The organism is Ruegeria sp. G12, assembly GCF_056533565.1.
The window spans coordinates 52,476-66,716 of record NZ_JBQFOO010000006.1; the positions used below are offsets into that span (position 1 = coordinate 52,476).

General features: G+C 61.1%; 14 protein-coding genes. 10 read left to right on the forward strand and 4 right to left on the reverse strand.

The window, feature by feature from the left end; all coding sequences use genetic code 11:
* The first annotated feature begins 102 nt into the window (after positions 1-102).
* Together ACR0JN_RS14315 and ACR0JN_RS14320 are read left to right on the forward strand one after the other, a co-directional pair.
* Positions 103-1,011, forward strand: coding sequence for an AAA family ATPase (locus tag ACR0JN_RS14315; protein ID WP_480886509.1), 909 nt, complete (start codon positions 103-105; stop codon positions 1,009-1,011).
* Positions 1,012-1,069: 58 nt separating this feature from the next.
* Positions 1,070-2,326, forward strand: coding sequence for a vWA domain-containing protein (locus ACR0JN_RS14320; RefSeq protein WP_480886511.1), 1,257 nt, complete (start codon positions 1,070-1,072; stop codon positions 2,324-2,326).
* Positions 2,327-2,329: 3 nt separating this feature from the next.
* Here ACR0JN_RS14320 and ACR0JN_RS14325 read toward each other — a convergent pair whose 3' ends face one another.
* Positions 2,330-2,830 carry a hypothetical protein gene (locus tag ACR0JN_RS14325; RefSeq protein ID WP_480817029.1) on the reverse strand — a complete coding sequence of 167 codons (501 nt, stop codon included), beginning with the start codon at positions 2,828-2,830 and terminating at the stop codon, positions 2,330-2,332.
* Between the two features lie 227 nt (positions 2,831-3,057).
* Here ACR0JN_RS14325 and ACR0JN_RS14330 point away from each other — a divergent pair, with 227 nt between their 5' ends.
* The 5 genes from ACR0JN_RS14330 (at position 3,058) to ACR0JN_RS14350 (ending at position 8,987) form a co-directional block, all read left to right on the forward strand.
* Complete coding sequence (locus tag ACR0JN_RS14330; RefSeq protein WP_480817028.1) at positions 3,058-4,026, forward strand: XdhC family protein; 969 nt, start codon at positions 3,058-3,060, stop codon at positions 4,024-4,026.
* Positions 4,023-5,024 (forward strand): molybdopterin-binding protein, encoded by a 1,002-nt coding sequence (locus ACR0JN_RS14335; protein WP_480817027.1) that lies wholly within the window; start codon positions 4,023-4,025, stop codon positions 5,022-5,024. The genes ACR0JN_RS14330 and ACR0JN_RS14335 overlap by 4 nt, the downstream gene beginning before the upstream one ends.
* A 151-nt stretch (positions 5,025-5,175) precedes the next feature.
* A complete protein-coding gene (locus tag ACR0JN_RS14340) occupies positions 5,176-5,661 on the forward strand; it encodes a (2Fe-2S)-binding protein (RefSeq protein WP_480817026.1) in 486 nt (161 codons plus the stop codon).
* A 77-nt stretch (positions 5,662-5,738) separates the two neighbouring features.
* Positions 5,739-8,099, forward strand: coding sequence for a xanthine dehydrogenase family protein molybdopterin-binding subunit (locus ACR0JN_RS14345; protein ID WP_480886513.1), 2,361 nt, complete (start codon positions 5,739-5,741; stop codon positions 8,097-8,099).
* Positions 8,100-8,195: 96 nt separating this feature from the next.
* Positions 8,196-8,987: an FAD binding domain-containing protein gene (locus ACR0JN_RS14350; RefSeq protein ID WP_480886515.1), complete on the forward strand. Its 792-nt coding sequence runs from the start codon at positions 8,196-8,198 to the stop codon at positions 8,985-8,987.
* Positions 8,988-9,032: 45 nt separating this feature from the next.
* On the opposite strand, the gene ACR0JN_RS14355 is transcribed toward ACR0JN_RS14350, so the two are convergent.
* Positions 9,033-9,932 (reverse strand): MurR/RpiR family transcriptional regulator, encoded by a 900-nt coding sequence (locus ACR0JN_RS14355; protein ID WP_480886518.1) that lies wholly within the window; start codon positions 9,930-9,932, stop codon positions 9,033-9,035.
* 88 nt (positions 9,933-10,020) lie between these two features.
* Here ACR0JN_RS14355 and ACR0JN_RS14360 point away from each other — a divergent pair, with 88 nt between their 5' ends.
* From ACR0JN_RS14360 to ACR0JN_RS14370, 3 genes are all read left to right on the forward strand, one after another.
* A complete protein-coding gene (locus tag ACR0JN_RS14360) occupies positions 10,021-10,803 on the forward strand; it encodes a beta-keto acid cleavage family enzyme (RefSeq protein ID WP_480886520.1) in 783 nt (260 codons plus the stop codon).
* Positions 10,800-12,116: an aspartate aminotransferase family protein gene (locus tag ACR0JN_RS14365; RefSeq protein ID WP_480886523.1), complete on the forward strand. Its 1,317-nt coding sequence runs from the start codon at positions 10,800-10,802 to the stop codon at positions 12,114-12,116. The genes ACR0JN_RS14360 and ACR0JN_RS14365 overlap by 4 nt, the downstream gene beginning before the upstream one ends.
* Positions 12,117-12,193: 77 nt before the next feature.
* The gene (locus tag ACR0JN_RS14370; protein WP_480886524.1) at positions 12,194-12,580 is read left to right on the forward strand and encodes a hypothetical protein; all 387 of its coding nucleotides are present in this window, start codon (positions 12,194-12,196) and stop codon (positions 12,578-12,580) included.
* Between the two features lie 51 nt (positions 12,581-12,631).
* Here the strand turns inward: ACR0JN_RS14370 and infC are convergent, their stop codons facing one another.
* Complete coding sequence (gene infC, locus ACR0JN_RS14375; RefSeq protein WP_480886921.1) at positions 12,632-13,222, reverse strand: translation initiation factor IF-3; 591 nt, start codon at positions 13,220-13,222, stop codon at positions 12,632-12,634.
* A gap of 114 nt (positions 13,223-13,336) precedes the next feature.
* Complete coding sequence (locus tag ACR0JN_RS14380; RefSeq protein ID WP_480817019.1) at positions 13,337-14,170, reverse strand: ferredoxin--NADP reductase; 834 nt, start codon at positions 14,168-14,170, stop codon at positions 13,337-13,339.
* Positions 14,171-14,241: the final 71 nt, after the last annotated feature.

The window sequence follows — 14,241 nt, forward strand, 5'->3', positions numbered from 1 at the left end:
CGCCATCCCTTGTCAACCAGTCGGAACGTCGTAAGTCCCCGCAAAGGCCCCGGTCTTGACGCGCACGTGCCATCGTGACCTGTTGTGCCGAAGGAGAGCACTATGACGCAACCAAACACCATCGACGCCGTTCAAACCATGCTGGGCACGCAGGGCTATGTCTGCGGGCGGGCGCTGGCGACGGTCGTGTTCCTGTCGCTCAAACTCGGTCGGCCGCTGTTTCTGGAAGGCGAGGCAGGCGTTGGCAAGACCGAGATCGCCAAGGCATTGGCCGCCGGCCTGAACCGCCGCCTGATCCGCCTGCAATGTTATGAGGGGTTGGATGCATCCTCGGCGGTCTATGAATGGAACTTCCCGGCGCAGATGGTGGCCATCCGCACCGCCGAAGCGTCAGGCGGGGCAGACCGGGGGGCGCTGCAATCCGAACTCTTCTCGGACGACTACCTTATCGAACGCCCGCTGCTACAGGCCATGCGCCCCGACGAAAACGGCGCGCCTGTGCTGCTGATCGACGAACTGGACCGCACCGACGAACCGTTCGAGGCCTTCCTGCTCGAAGCCCTCAGCGATTTTCAGGTCACAATCCCCGAACTGGGTACCGTCAAAGCCCCGAAACCGCCCGTCGTCATCGTCACCTCCAACCGCACGCGCGAGGTGCACGACGCCCTCAAACGCCGCTGCCTTTACCATTGGGTCGACTACCCCGATTTCGACCGCGAGATCGAAATCCTCCACGCCCGCGCCCCCGAAGCCGCTGAAGCGCTCAGCCGCGAGGTTGTGGCCTTCGTCCAGCGCCTGCGCACCGAGGACCTGTTCAAAAAACCCGGCGTCGCCGAAACCATCGACTGGGCCAAATGCCTTCTGGCGCTCGACGTGATCAACCTCAGCCCCGAGGTGATCGGCGACACGCTGGGCGCAATCCTGAAATACCAGGACGACATCCAGAAACTGCAAGGCTCCGAGGCCAAACGCATTCTCGATCAGGCCAAAGCCGACCTTGAACCCGCCTGATGCTTCTTCTGTTCAAAAATACTTCGGGGGTATGGGGGCAGAGCCCCCATGACGGGTGATGGCAGAACAACTCCCGCTCGATATCCCCGACAACCCCAAACTGGCGCAGAACATCACCCATTTCGCACGGGCCCTGCGCAAGGCCGGACTGCCCATCGGCACGGGCCGTGTTGTCGACGCCATCCGTGCCGTTCAGGCCGCAGGCTTCACCAAAAAGCGCGATTTCTACTGGACGCTGCACGCCTGTTTCGTGAACCGCCCCGAACATCGCACGGTATTCGCGCAAGTCTTTCGCCTGTATTGGCGCGATCCGCGTTATCTGGAACACATGATGTCCATGATGCTGCCCGCCATCCGCGGCGTGCAGGAGGAACGCAAAGCCGACGCGGGCGAGAAACGTGCCGCCGAGGCGCTGCTCGACGGGGTCGAGCGCGACTTGCCCGAAGCCTCGGAAGACGAAGGCGGCACCGAACTGGACATCGACGCCTCGCAAACCGCCTCGTCGGAAGAACGGTTGCGCAGTCTGGATTTCGAACAAATGAGCACAGCAGAAATCGCCCAGGCCAAGCGCCTGCTGGCGCGTCTGAGCCTGCCGGTGAAACCCATCGACTCGCGCCGGGGACAAGCTAGCCATCTGGGCCATCGCATTGACCGTGACCGCACCCTGCGATCCGCCATGCGACAGGGCGGGGAATTGCGGGGCATCGCCCGGCAAAAGCCGAAACCGCGCTGGCCCAATCTGGTTGTGCTCTGCGACATCTCGGGGTCGATGAGCCAGTACAGCCGCCTGATCCTGCATTTCCTGCATACGGTCTCGAATGCCAAGGGCGCGGGCTGGGCCAAGGTGCACGCCTTTACCTTCGGCACCCGCCTGACAAACATCACCCGCCACCTGCAACAGCGCGACGTGGATGCCGCGCTGGCCGCCGCCGGGGCCGAGGCGCAGGATTGGGAAGGCGGCACCCGCATCGGCGAATGCCTGCACGCCTTCAACCGCGACTGGTCGCGGCGCGTCATGGGGCAGGGCGCGGTCGTCTTGTTGATCTCAGACGGTCTGGACCGGGGCGAGCCGGAGGCGCTGGCGAAGGCAATGGAGCGCCTGCACCTGTCGTCTCGCCGACTGATCTGGCTCAACCCCTTGCTGCGCTGGGACGGTTTCGCGCCAAAGGCGCAGGGCGTGATGGCGATGCTGCCCCATGTGGATAGCTTCCGCGCCGGTCACTCGATCGCATCGCTCGAAGATCTCGCGACCGTAATCTCGCGGACCGACGACGTGGGCGAGAAAGCGCGGCTGATCTCCGCGCTTTCTGCCTGAACTTCAGCCAAGCTGCTTTTCGTTGCACTCACGCGCCATGGCCATGGCTTTCTTGGTACCCGTCAGATCAACGGTGAACGCAAACTCTTTCTCGGGAAACACGATCATCACCTTCTTGTTGGCAATGTCATCCGCGAACTGAGGGTCATCTGACAGCACATAGCCGCCGGAATAGCCCTTGGTTATGTTGCCCTTCATCCCCGTTGCCTCACCGACGTAGATGTTGTCGCCCAGCAGGATCGCCACGGCCTCTTTCTCGCCGCGCTTGATGTTGGTTTCGGCCTTGGTGAACACGCCGACATAGCCAACGCCGCGATCTTCGGTCAGGCCCATCTGCACCACGTTTTCAGAATCGTCCACCGCCTCGATAAGGCAGGATTTCTTTTCGTTGTCGATGAACACTTTCCAGCCTTCGACCTCACCATAACGTTCGAATGTGTCAGCCCATGCGGTGGTCGAGGCCACAAGGCCAATCGCCGTTCCCAGTGTCAGAATGCGTTTCAATGTCTTGTCTCCGATTAAGGGGGATCTTTGCGCGCGTCCGGTAATCATCCGGCTGCCAGCGCAGGCTAGAACCGGGTGAGGTGACAATCAATCCTTTGCGTATGTGAATGTGAAAAGGGCCGTTTGCCGCCGAATTCACTGGCCTTGTTTGCCCGGCCTGGACCTTGGTCCGCTTTTCATTGCGTTAATCCTGCCTATGTTGGATCGGAAGACTCGGGGAGAGTTCAATGGAACGATTCGATAACAGTCCGGAAACGGCGTTGAACTGGTATCGCGCCGGGCGCGATGCTGCCCTTGCCACCGTGGTTGAAACCTGGGGCAGTGCGCCACGGCGTGTGGGCGCGCAACTGGTGATTGGCGGAGATGGCCGGATCGAAGGGTCCGTCTCGGGCGGATGCGTCGAAGGCGCGGTGATTGTCGAGGCGCTGGAAGCCATCGACGAGGGTGAGGCGCGCTTGTTGGAGTTTGGCGTCAGCGACGAAGACGCGTTTGCCGTGGGTTTGGCCTGTGGCGGGACGATCCGCGTGCTTGTTGAGCCCGTGGGAATGGTTCTGCCCGAACCGATGCTGGCTGAACTCGTCAAAGCGCGGGCGGCGCGCGAGCCTCTGGCCTATGAGGTAAATATCGAAACCGGCCATCGCGCTTTGCGGCGCAACGCCTACAAGGACCGGCTGCGCATGGATCGGTCCGGTTTTGAAGAGGATGGGCAGACCTTTGTCGCCGTACATAACCCTCCGCTGCGACTGATCGTCGTCGGCGCGGTTCATATCGCGCAAGCCTTGGTGCCCATGGCGCGGATCGCCGGATATGATCCCGCCATCGTGGACCCGCGCGAAGCATTCGCGTCGGATGACCGGTTTCCGGGTGAGAAAATCCTGACCGACTGGCCGGATGAGGCCGTTGCCCGCCTGGGTTTGGACACGCGAACGGCGCTGGTCTTGCTGACCCACGATCCCAAGCTCGACGACCCTGCGTTGCAGGCGGCTTTGGGGGCAGGCGTGTTCTACATCGGCGCGCTGGGGTCGACCCGAACCCATGCCAAGCGTGTGGATCGGATGAAATCCGCCGGGTTCAGTGACGCCCAAATCGCGCGCATTCATGGTCCCATCGGGTTGGACATCGGGGCCGCTGACCCGTCCGAGATTGCAGTGGCCATTCTGGCGCAGATGACGGCAGTGCTGCGGGGTAAGGCATGAAGTTCGGTCCGGTGCCGGTCGCAGATGCCGGTGGCGCGATCCTCGCGCATTCGGTGACGGCGGGTGGGAAGAAACTGCGCAAGGGGCTGACTCTTTCGCCTGAACATGTGGCGCATCTTTCAGATGCCGGTATTGCCGAGGTCACAGTGGCGCGGCTGGAACCCGGCGATTGCCATGAGGATGAGGCCGCGCGCCTGCTGGCCGAAGCACTGACACCCGACGCCGCATCAGCCAATCTGCGCGTGACCGAAGCGTTCACAGGCAGGGTAAACCTGCTGGCCGACGGGCCGGGCGTCTCGGTTTTCGACGTGGATGCAATCGAGCGGTTCAATCAGGTGAACCCGATGATCACGGTCGCGACGGTCCCCCAGTACCAACAGATGAGTGCTGGGGGTATGGTCGCGACGATCAAGGTGATCTCCTATGCCGTCCCAAAGGACGACGTTCAGCGCGCCGCAGAGCTTGCCCGCGATTCAGTTCGCCTTGTCCGCCCGGTCTACCAGACTGCCGGTCTGATCGTGACCGACATTCCCGGCGGGCCGCCCAATGAAAAGGGAATCGCCGCCATTCGGGGCCGGGTAGAGGCGCTGGGTATGGAGCTGAGCGACGTCAAAATCGTACCGCACAGAACCGATGCACTGTCGGCTGCTGTCGCGGACACAAGCGGCGATCTGACGATGATCTTAACCGGCTCTGCAACATCGGATGTCAACGATGTCGCGCCCGCTGCGGTCCGTCTGGCCGGAGGTCGCGTGGATCGGTTCGGCATGCCGGTTGACCCGGGGAACCTGTTGTTTCTGGGCCAGCTTGCGGATCGCCCTGTGATCGGTTTGCCGGGCTGCGCGCGGTCTCCGGCTTTGAACGGCGCGGATTGGGTTTTGTCCCGTGTCGCGTGCGGAATCGAAACGACCGCCATCGATATCGCGGGCATGGGCGTGGGTGGTTTGCTAAAGGAGATACCGACCAGACCGCAGCCTCGGGCCCAAAGAAGGAAGTAATCCACCAACAAATTGCCGTAACGCCTTGGTACGCTACATGGTCGGGGTTGGTTGCGTGAACCTTAAGAAAAACAAACAAAATTTTCTGTTCTCAAACGAAAATTCCCGTGTTTAACTCGGGGCAAGCAAAAACACGAAATGGGAGGAACTTATGACACAGGTCTCAATGACCGTGAACGGCCAGTCCGTGAGCGGTGATGTCGAAGGCCGGACGTTGCTGTCCAGCTTTCTGCGCGACCACCTTTCGCTGACAGGGACGCATGTGGGCTGTGACACGGCGCAATGCGGTGCATGCGTTGTGCACGTGAACGGCGAAGCAGTGAAGTCCTGCAACATGCTGGCGCTCGAGGCCGACGGGGCCGATGTTGGCACGATTGAAGGACAAGCGAATGCCGATGGCTCGCTCAATGTGATCCAGCAGGCATTTCAGGATCATCACGGGCTTCAATGCGGGTTCTGCACGCCGGGCATGGTGATGAGTGCGGCGGCGCTGCTGAAAGATAACCCGCGCCCGACGGAAGCGGAAATCCGGAAGTATCTGGAAGGCAACCTGTGCCGTTGCACGGGCTACCACAATATCGTCAAGGCGATCATGGCCGCATCGGGTCAGGACGTAGGCAGTATCGCTGCCGAATGATGCCGCTGCGGGCGTCGGGGGAGACGCCCGTGGGATGATACAGGATGCACGCGCATCCACAGGGAGGAGAACAAGCAATGCCCAAAGACAGTGGCATCGGAGCCAGTTCCAAGCGGCGCGAGGACGTACGCTTTCTGACCGGAGCAGGCAATTATACCGACGACATCAACGTGGCCGGACAGGCCTATGTTCATTTTCTGCGCTCGGATATCGCGCATGGCCGGATCACCAGTATCGACACCTCTGCGGCGGCAGCCATGCCGGGTGTGGTCAAGGTGTTCACCGGTAAAGATTTTGAAGGCGTGGGGGGCATGCCCTGCGGCTGGGAAGTGACGGACAAGCACGGCGCGCCGATGCAGGAGCCTCCGCACCCCATTCTGGCACAGGGTAAAGTGCGCCATGTGGGCGATCCGATTGCGGCCGTAGTGGCCGACAGCCTGGAACAGGCGCGGGATGCGGCCGAGGCGATCGATGTGGACATCGAAGAACTGCCCGCGGTGATCGACATGAAGGCTGCCGCGCAAGAGGGCGCGACGCTGGTGCATGACGATCTGAAGAACAACATCTGCTACGACTGGCAGTTGGGTGAGGCGGACGACGCCAAGGTCAACGAAGTCTTCGCCAATGCGGCCCATGTGACCACGCTGGATCTGGTGAACAACCGTCTGGTCGCCAACCCGATGGAACCGCGTGTGGCGGTGGGGGAATACAAGCGCGGCACGGATGAGTACACGCTTTACACCACCTCGCAGAACCCGCATGTGATCCGCCTGCTGATGTGCGCCTTTGTGCTGGGCCTGCCCGAGCACAAGGTCCGCGTGGTGGCTCCGGATGTGGGCGGCGGCTTTGGCACCAAGATCTTCCACTATGCGGAAGAGGCGTTCTGTACCTTCGCCGCCAAGGCCTGCAACCGGCCGGTGAAGTGGACCTCCAGCCGGTCCGAGGCGTTCATGTCGGACGCCCATGGCCGGGATCATGTCAGCAAAATCGAACTGGCGCTGGATGCGGAAAATAACTTCATTGGTCTGCGCACCAATACCTTTGCCAATCTGGGGGCGTATCTGTCGACTTTCTCCAGTTCGGTGCCCACATGGCTGCACGGCACGCTGATGGCGGGCAATTACAAGACGCCGGTCATCCAGGTGAACGTGAAGGCGATGTTCACCAACACGGTGCCGGTGGATGCCTATCGCGGCGCGGGCCGGCCCGAGGCAACGTATCAGCTGGAGCGCGTGGTGGACAAGGCCGCACGTGAGCTGGGGGTCGACCCGATTGCTCTGCGCCGTCAGAACTTTGTCACCCAGTTTCCCTATGACACGCCGGTGGCGCTGACCTATGACACCGGGGATTACAACGGGACCATGGACAAGCTGGAGGCTGCCGCCGATCTGGCAGGCTTTGCCGCGCGCCGTGCGGCAAGCGAGGCCAAGGGCAAGCTGCGCGGTCTGGGCATCAACTGCTATATCGAGGCCTGCGGGATCGCGCCGTCGAACATCGTTGGCATGCTGGGGGCCCGGGCGGGTCTCTATGACGCGGCGACCGTGCGGGTGAACGCCACCGGCTCGATCAGCGTCATGGTTGGCGCGCATAGCCACGGGCAGGGGCATGAGACCGCCTTCCCGCAGGTTGTGGCCGACATGATCGGCATCGACGAGTCGATGGTTGAGATCGTGCATGGCGACACCTCGAAAATCCCGTTTGGGATGGGCACCTATGGCTCACGCTCGCTAGCCGTTTGCGGCTCGGCCATGGTTAAGGCCACCGAGAAGGTGATCGACAAGGCCAAGAAGATCGCCGCCCACCTGCTGGAGGCGTCCGAGGCCGATATCGAGCTGAAGGACGGCCAGTTCAGCGTGGCAGGCACCGACAAGTCGGTGGCCTGGGGCGATGTGACCCTGACGGCCTATGTGCCCCATAACTACCCCTTGGAGGTGGAGCCGGGGCTGGAGGAGACCGCGTTTTACGACCCGGCCAACTTTACCTTCCCGGCTGGGGCATATGCCTGCGAGGTCGAGGTCGACCCGGAAACCGGTCAGGTCAGTATTGAGGCGTTCACCGCGGCGGATGACTTTGGCAACATCGTCAACCCGATGATCGTGGATGGTCAGGTGCATGGCGGCATCGGTCAGGGCATCGGTCAAGCAATGCTGGAGAACTGCGCCTATGACGAGAATGGCCAGCTGCTGAGCGCGTCCTTCATGGATTACGCCATGCCGCGCGCCGATGATGTGCCCTTCTATGGGGTCGATCATTCCAGCCAGACGCCGTGTACGCACAACCCCTTGGGTGTGAAGGGCTGTGGTGAGGCCGGGGCCATTGGCTCTCCGCCTGCGGTGGTCAATGCGGTGCTGGATGCGCTGAATTCGGGCGGCAAGGCGGTGGATCACATCGACATGCCGGTGAGCCCGTCGCGCGTCTGGGCGGCGATGAACAGCTGAGTTGGATAGGGCGGACCGGGGGCCAGCCCCCGGACCCCCGGGATATTTATAGCCAGATGAAGGACGGATCCTTGTTCTTCGGAAAGGAAATGCGAAATGTACAGTTTCGAGTTTGAGAAGCCCTCGACCATTGCGGACGCAGTTGCCGCGTTGGGGTCGGAGGATGCGCAGGCGTTGGGGGGCGGTCAGACGCTGATCCCGACGCTGAAACAGAGGTTGGCGGCCCCGTCGGTGCTGGTCAGCGTGAGTGGGATTGCCGAGATGATCGGGGTCTGTGTTGAGGATGACGGCTCGGTCTCGGTGGGCGGGGCGACGACCCATGCAACGGTGGCTCGTGAGGCAGCGGGGTCTTATCCGGCGCTGGCGGCTTTGGCGGGGCAGATCGGCGATCCGGCGGTGCGCAACCGCGGCACCATTGGCGGCTCGGTGGCCAATAATGATCCGGCGGCCTGTTATCCTGCGGGCGTGTTGGGCTCGGGCGCGACTATCGTGACCAACAAGCGCGAGATTGCGGCGGATGATTTCTTTGAGGGCATGTTTACCACCGCGCTGGATGAGGGCGAGATCATCACCTGGGTCCGCTTCCCGGTGCCGCAGGCGGCGAGCTATCAGAAGTTCCTGCAGCCTGCTTCGCGCTTTGCATTGGTGGGTATCTACGTGGCGCGCTTTGCCGATGGCGTGCGTGTGGCCGTGACAGGGGCCAGCGAGGACGGTGTGTTCCGCTGGTCCGAGGCAGAGCAGGCACTGAACACGGAGTTCCGCGCTGACGCTTTGATGGGGCTGAGCATTAACTCCGCCAACATGATCGGCGACCTGCACGGCAGCAAGGACTATCGCGCGCATTTGGTCAGTGTCATGACCAAGCGGGCGGTGGAAGCTTGCTTGTAAGCCGCAACGGCAATCGTCAGAAAAGCCCCGGCAAGCCGGGGCTTTTTACTTGCGACGTACCCGCGGTGGCTTGCTCGGCTGCCAATAGGCCCCGGTATCTTCACGCGCTTTCTGGTAGTCCTCGACACGGTCGCGCGCCTCTGCGCCCCCGGCAACGAAGAGATGGCCCAGCAGGCATTCCAGAACGGCCATTGCGCCCGAGAAGCTTGAAAAGTGATGCCGCGACCGTGTGCTGATCTGGAACGAGATGTCGGCCTTGGTGCCCGGCGCGATGACGTCGCTGTCTGAGATCAAGATGATCTGTGCACCTTTCTCCCGTGCGAATCGAATGGACCGGATGGTATCGGCAGAGTAGGGGCTGACCGTGACTGCCAGCACGCAATCCTGTTCGTCCGCCTGCAGCAGGTCGTCAATTGCGGAGCCCATATGCCGGGGGATCAGGTGCAATCCGGGGTGGGCCATGCGGCCGGCGTAGTGAAAGTAATAGGCCAGCGCATAGCTGGCGCGGGTGGCAGTAACGAAGCAGCGGCGAGCGTTGAGAATGCACTCAATCGCTTGCTGCAGCTTGTCCGGTTCAATTTGCCGAAGCGACCGGGCGACCACATTTAGTTCGTTCTGGGCGAAATCCGCCTGTGTCGCGCCAAAGGGGCTTTCGGACCGTAGGCGCGTTATCCAGTCCTGCGTAAGACGGTCTTCGCTGTCGGTGACAAGGGCGGCTCGGAACGGACGGCGAAACGCGTCGAAACTGTCGAACCCCAATCGCTGGGCCAGGCGGACGAGGACGTTCGAGCTGACGCCAATTTTGCTGGCTGTGGTACGGATCGGGTCCATGCCAAAATCGCCGGGGTGGTCGACGATGTATTTGGCGGCGGCCTGAAGTTGGGCGGGCATGGTATCAATGTCGCGCCGCAACTGGTCGGTGAGCTGGTTGGGTGTCGTGGGCATGGTTAAAGAAAAACATATGTTTTCAACTTGGCAAGTTGAAAACAGGGGCGGGGCGGATAGATGGGCGTAAGCAACTGGAGATTGGCACATGCCGGACCCTGACGAGACCGAAATGAAGACTGGAACCCGCCCATATGTGCTGGTCGCTCCGAATGGTGCGCGACGGGGGCATTCGGATCATGCGGCGCTTCCGATCTCTTTGGATGAAATTGTGAAAGCGGCGCAAAGCTGCTCTGAGGCGGGCGCGAATGGGGTGCATCTGCATATCCGCGATGAGCAGGGGCGGCATTCGCTGGACGCTGGGCAGTATCTGGAAACAATCGCGGCGGTGAAGTCTGCCGTCCCCGCGATGGATGTGCAGATCACGACCGAGGCGGCTGGTGTTTTTGATGTGCCCGCTCAGTTCCAGTGCCTGCAGGGCGTGCGCCCTGAGTGGGCGTCGATCTCGGTGCGCGAGATTGCGCGGCAGCCGGACATGGCGGATCGGGTCTATGGGCTGTGCGCCGAGCAGGGGACGCGGGTTCAGCATATCCTCTATGATGCCAGCGATGCCGCTTTGTTGGACGACTGGCAGACAGCGGGGATCGTGCGCGGCGATCAGACAGATCGGCTGCTGGTTCTGGGGCGATATACGGCTGATCAGCAGTCCGCGCCGCAGGATATTGACCTGTTCCCGCAGTCAACATCACCCTGGATGGTTTGCGCCTTCGGGCCGCAGGAACATCTGTGTCTGGCCGAGGCCGCCTTGCGCGGTGGGGACGTGCGCGTGGGGTTTGAAAACAGTTTGACCGATCCCAACGGTCAGCCTTGGAAGGATAATGCGGCGTCGGTGGCCGCTTTGGTCTCTCTTCTGGAAAGGACGATGAAATGAGTCATGTGTTTCCGCGTCATACAAAATCTGAACTGCCTGTCGCGGCAGCGGGGGATGGCTGTTACCTGATTGACGCGCAGGGCAAGCGCTATCTGGACTGCGGGGACGCGGCGGTGTCCTGTCTGGGGCATTCCAACCCTGCCGTGATCCGCGCGGTGCAGGAACAGGTTGGGCAGATCGCTTTTGCCCATACCGGATTCATGACCTCAGAACCGGCCGAGGCGTTAGCCGATTTGCTGATCGAACATGCGCCCGGCGAATTGGACCGGGTGTACTTCGTCTCGGGCGGGTCCGAGGCGACCGAGGCTGCGATCAAGCTGGCGCGGCAGTATTTTCTGGAGATCGGCCAGCCCGAGCGGCGGCATGTGATCGCACGACGGCAGAGCTATCATGGCAATACATTGGGGGCCTTGTCGGCGGGGGGAAACGCGTGGCGCAGGGCGCAGTTTGCGCCGATGCTGATCGAGATGACCCATATCGCGCCTTGCTACGAGTATGCTGAAAAGCCCGAGGGGGAGAGCAGCTTTGACTACGGTCAACGCGTCGCCAACGAGTTGGAGGCCGAGATTCTGCGGCTGGGCCCCGACACAGTCATGGCCTTCATGGCGGAGCCGGTGGTGGGTGCAACTCTGGGCGCTGTTCCGGCGGTCGAGGGGTATTTCAAGCGTATTCGTGAAATCTGCGATCAGTACGGCGTGCTGCTGATTCTGGACGAAGTCATGTGCGGCATGGGACGCACCGGTCATTTGTTTGCCTGCGATCATGATGGCGTTGCACCGGATATTCTGTGCATCGCCAAGGGGTTGGGGGCCGGTTATCAACCGATCGGTGCAATGCTGTGCACCGGGAAAATCTACGACGCGATCAAAAGCGGCTCGGGGTTCTTCCAGCACGGACACACCTTTATCGGTCATCCCGTGGCGACCGCCGCCGCGCTGGCGGTAGTGCGGGAACTGACCGGGCGTGGCTTGCCTGCACGCGCGGGCGTGATGGGGGAAGAGCTGCAATCCGCGTTGGAATCCGCATTCGGCCAGCATCCGAATGTGGGCGACATTCGGGGTCGAGGTCTGTTTCGAGGCATCGAGCTGGTCGCGGACCGGGATAGCAAGGCACCGTTTGACCCTGCGCGCGGTATTGCAGGCAAGATCAAGAAAGCGGCCTTTGCCGAAGGGCTGATCTGTTATCCGATGTCCGGCACGCGGGACGGCAAACATGGGGACCACATTCTGCTGGCCCCGCCATTCATCATTGAAGATGCGCAGATCGCCGAACTGATCACCAAGCTGGGCCGCGCAATTGACAGCGTGGTCTGACAATCCTGTGACTGACCTTTCGGCGCGAAACAACCTCGTTAGGGTTGGGGCGCAGCAACGGTCAGAAGGTCAAGATCATGGTGCGGGATATCTGGAGCAGTTTCCGGGGGTTGCCCGTTTGGGTGCAAATCTGGGTCGCTTTCGTTCTGGTTCCGGTGAACCTGATGCCGATGGCTTTTGTCGGTCAGCCCCTAGGTTTGTGGGTAGCCGGCCTGTCCGTGATGGGAATGGTTCCGAATATTCCCATCATGGTCGCCGCGCGCGGCATGACGCGTGCGATGTCTTTACCGCATCTGGTGTTCTGGGTGCCTCTGGTGGTGTTGGTGACCTATCTGCTGCGGGGCGGCGTAGAGTTGAGCCCGGGCTATGCTGCCGCTCTGACTATCCTGCTTGTGGTCGACCTGATCTCGCTGGCGTTTGACTTCCATGATGCGGCCCATTGGTACAAACACGATCGCACATGAAAAAGGCCCCGACCAAAGCGGCGGAGCCTTCAAACACGCTGAGATAACGGATTACTTCTGCGGTAGCGGGCCGATCATCATGATCATCTGACGGCCTTCCATCTTGGGCATGTTCTCGACCTTGCCCAGATCTTTGATGTCTTCGGCCACACGTTCCAGCAACTCGCGGCCCAGATTCTGGTGCGCCATTTCACGACCACGGAAGCGCAGGGTGACTTTGACTTTGTCGCCCTTTTCCAGAAACTTGAAGACGTTCTTCATCTTCACGTCATAGTCATGGGTGTCGGTGTTGGGCCGGAATTTGACCTCTTTCACCTCGATGACCTTTTGCTTCTTGCGGGCTTCGCTTTCGCGTTTCTGCTGTTCGTACTTGTACTTGCCAAAATCCATGATCTTGCAGACCGGCGGGTTCGCGTTGGGCGAAATCTCGACCAGATCGAGGCCGGCATCGGCGGCAAGTTGCATGGCTTTGGCGGGATGAACCACCCCGACATTTTCACCTTCAGCGCCGATCAGGCGAATTTCGGGGGCACGGATTTTGTCATTGACGCGCGGTCCGGTATCTCTTTGCGGCGGCGCGTTGTGGGGTCTGCGGGCTATGGGTTCATTCCTTTGATGATTGCAGAATTTCGAGCCCGGAATTTAGACCGGTGCGCAGAGCGTTTCAAGCAGCATAAGCTCAGGGAAACATGAAAAAGCCTGATTTATGACGGGAAATCGCTGACCGGGGTGTGAAATCCCGGCCAGTTTTATGGATCAGCCGACAAAAGCCTTTTCGATCACGAACTCCTTGGGCTCGGAATTGGCACCTTCGCGCAGGCCAAACCCTTCGAGGATTTCCTTGATATCCAGGTTGAAGGCGAGCGAGCCGCAGACCATCGCGCGGTCGGTTTCAGGCTTGATGCCACCTTCGATGCCCAGTTCGGCAAAGACCGAGCCGTCGTTCAACAGGTCGGTGATGCGGCCCATCTTCGGGCTTTCTTCCCGTGTGGTGGTCGGATAGTAACGGATCTTGTCGGCAAAGCCTTGGCCAATCAGTTCGGCCAGCAATTCATCCTGACGGATGTTTTCGATCAGCTGGCGACCGTATTCCAGTTCCGCCACTTCGCGGCAGGTATGGGTGATGATGACCTCGTCATAATCCTCATAGGTCTGCGGTTCGCGCAGCAGCGAGGCGAAGGGCGCAAAGCCGGTGCCGGTGGCGAAGAACCAAAGGCGCTTGCCGGGCAGCAGGGCGTCATGCACCAGCGTGCCGACCGGCTTAGGCCGCAGGATGATCTGATCGCCGGGCTTGATGTGCTGCAGTTTCGAGGTCAGAGGGCCGTCCTGCACCTTGATCGAGTAGAACTCCAATTCTTCGTCCCACGAAGGCGAGGCAATCGAATAGGCGCGCAGCAGGGGCTTGCCGTTGTCGCCCAGCAGGCCGATCATCACGAACTCACCCGAACGGAACCGCAGCGACGCAGGGCGCGAGACCTTGAAGGAAAACAGGCTGTCGGTCCAGTGCTTTACGTCGGTTACGGTCTGAGCGTCCGGCAGAACGGGGGCCTTAACGGCGGTTGCTTCGGTCACGGGTGTCATCTCTGTCATCGTTTCACTGTCGGTTTGGTAAACCGACATCTCCGTTTAAGCTTTGATTCAAGTCATGAAAAGGGGACAGA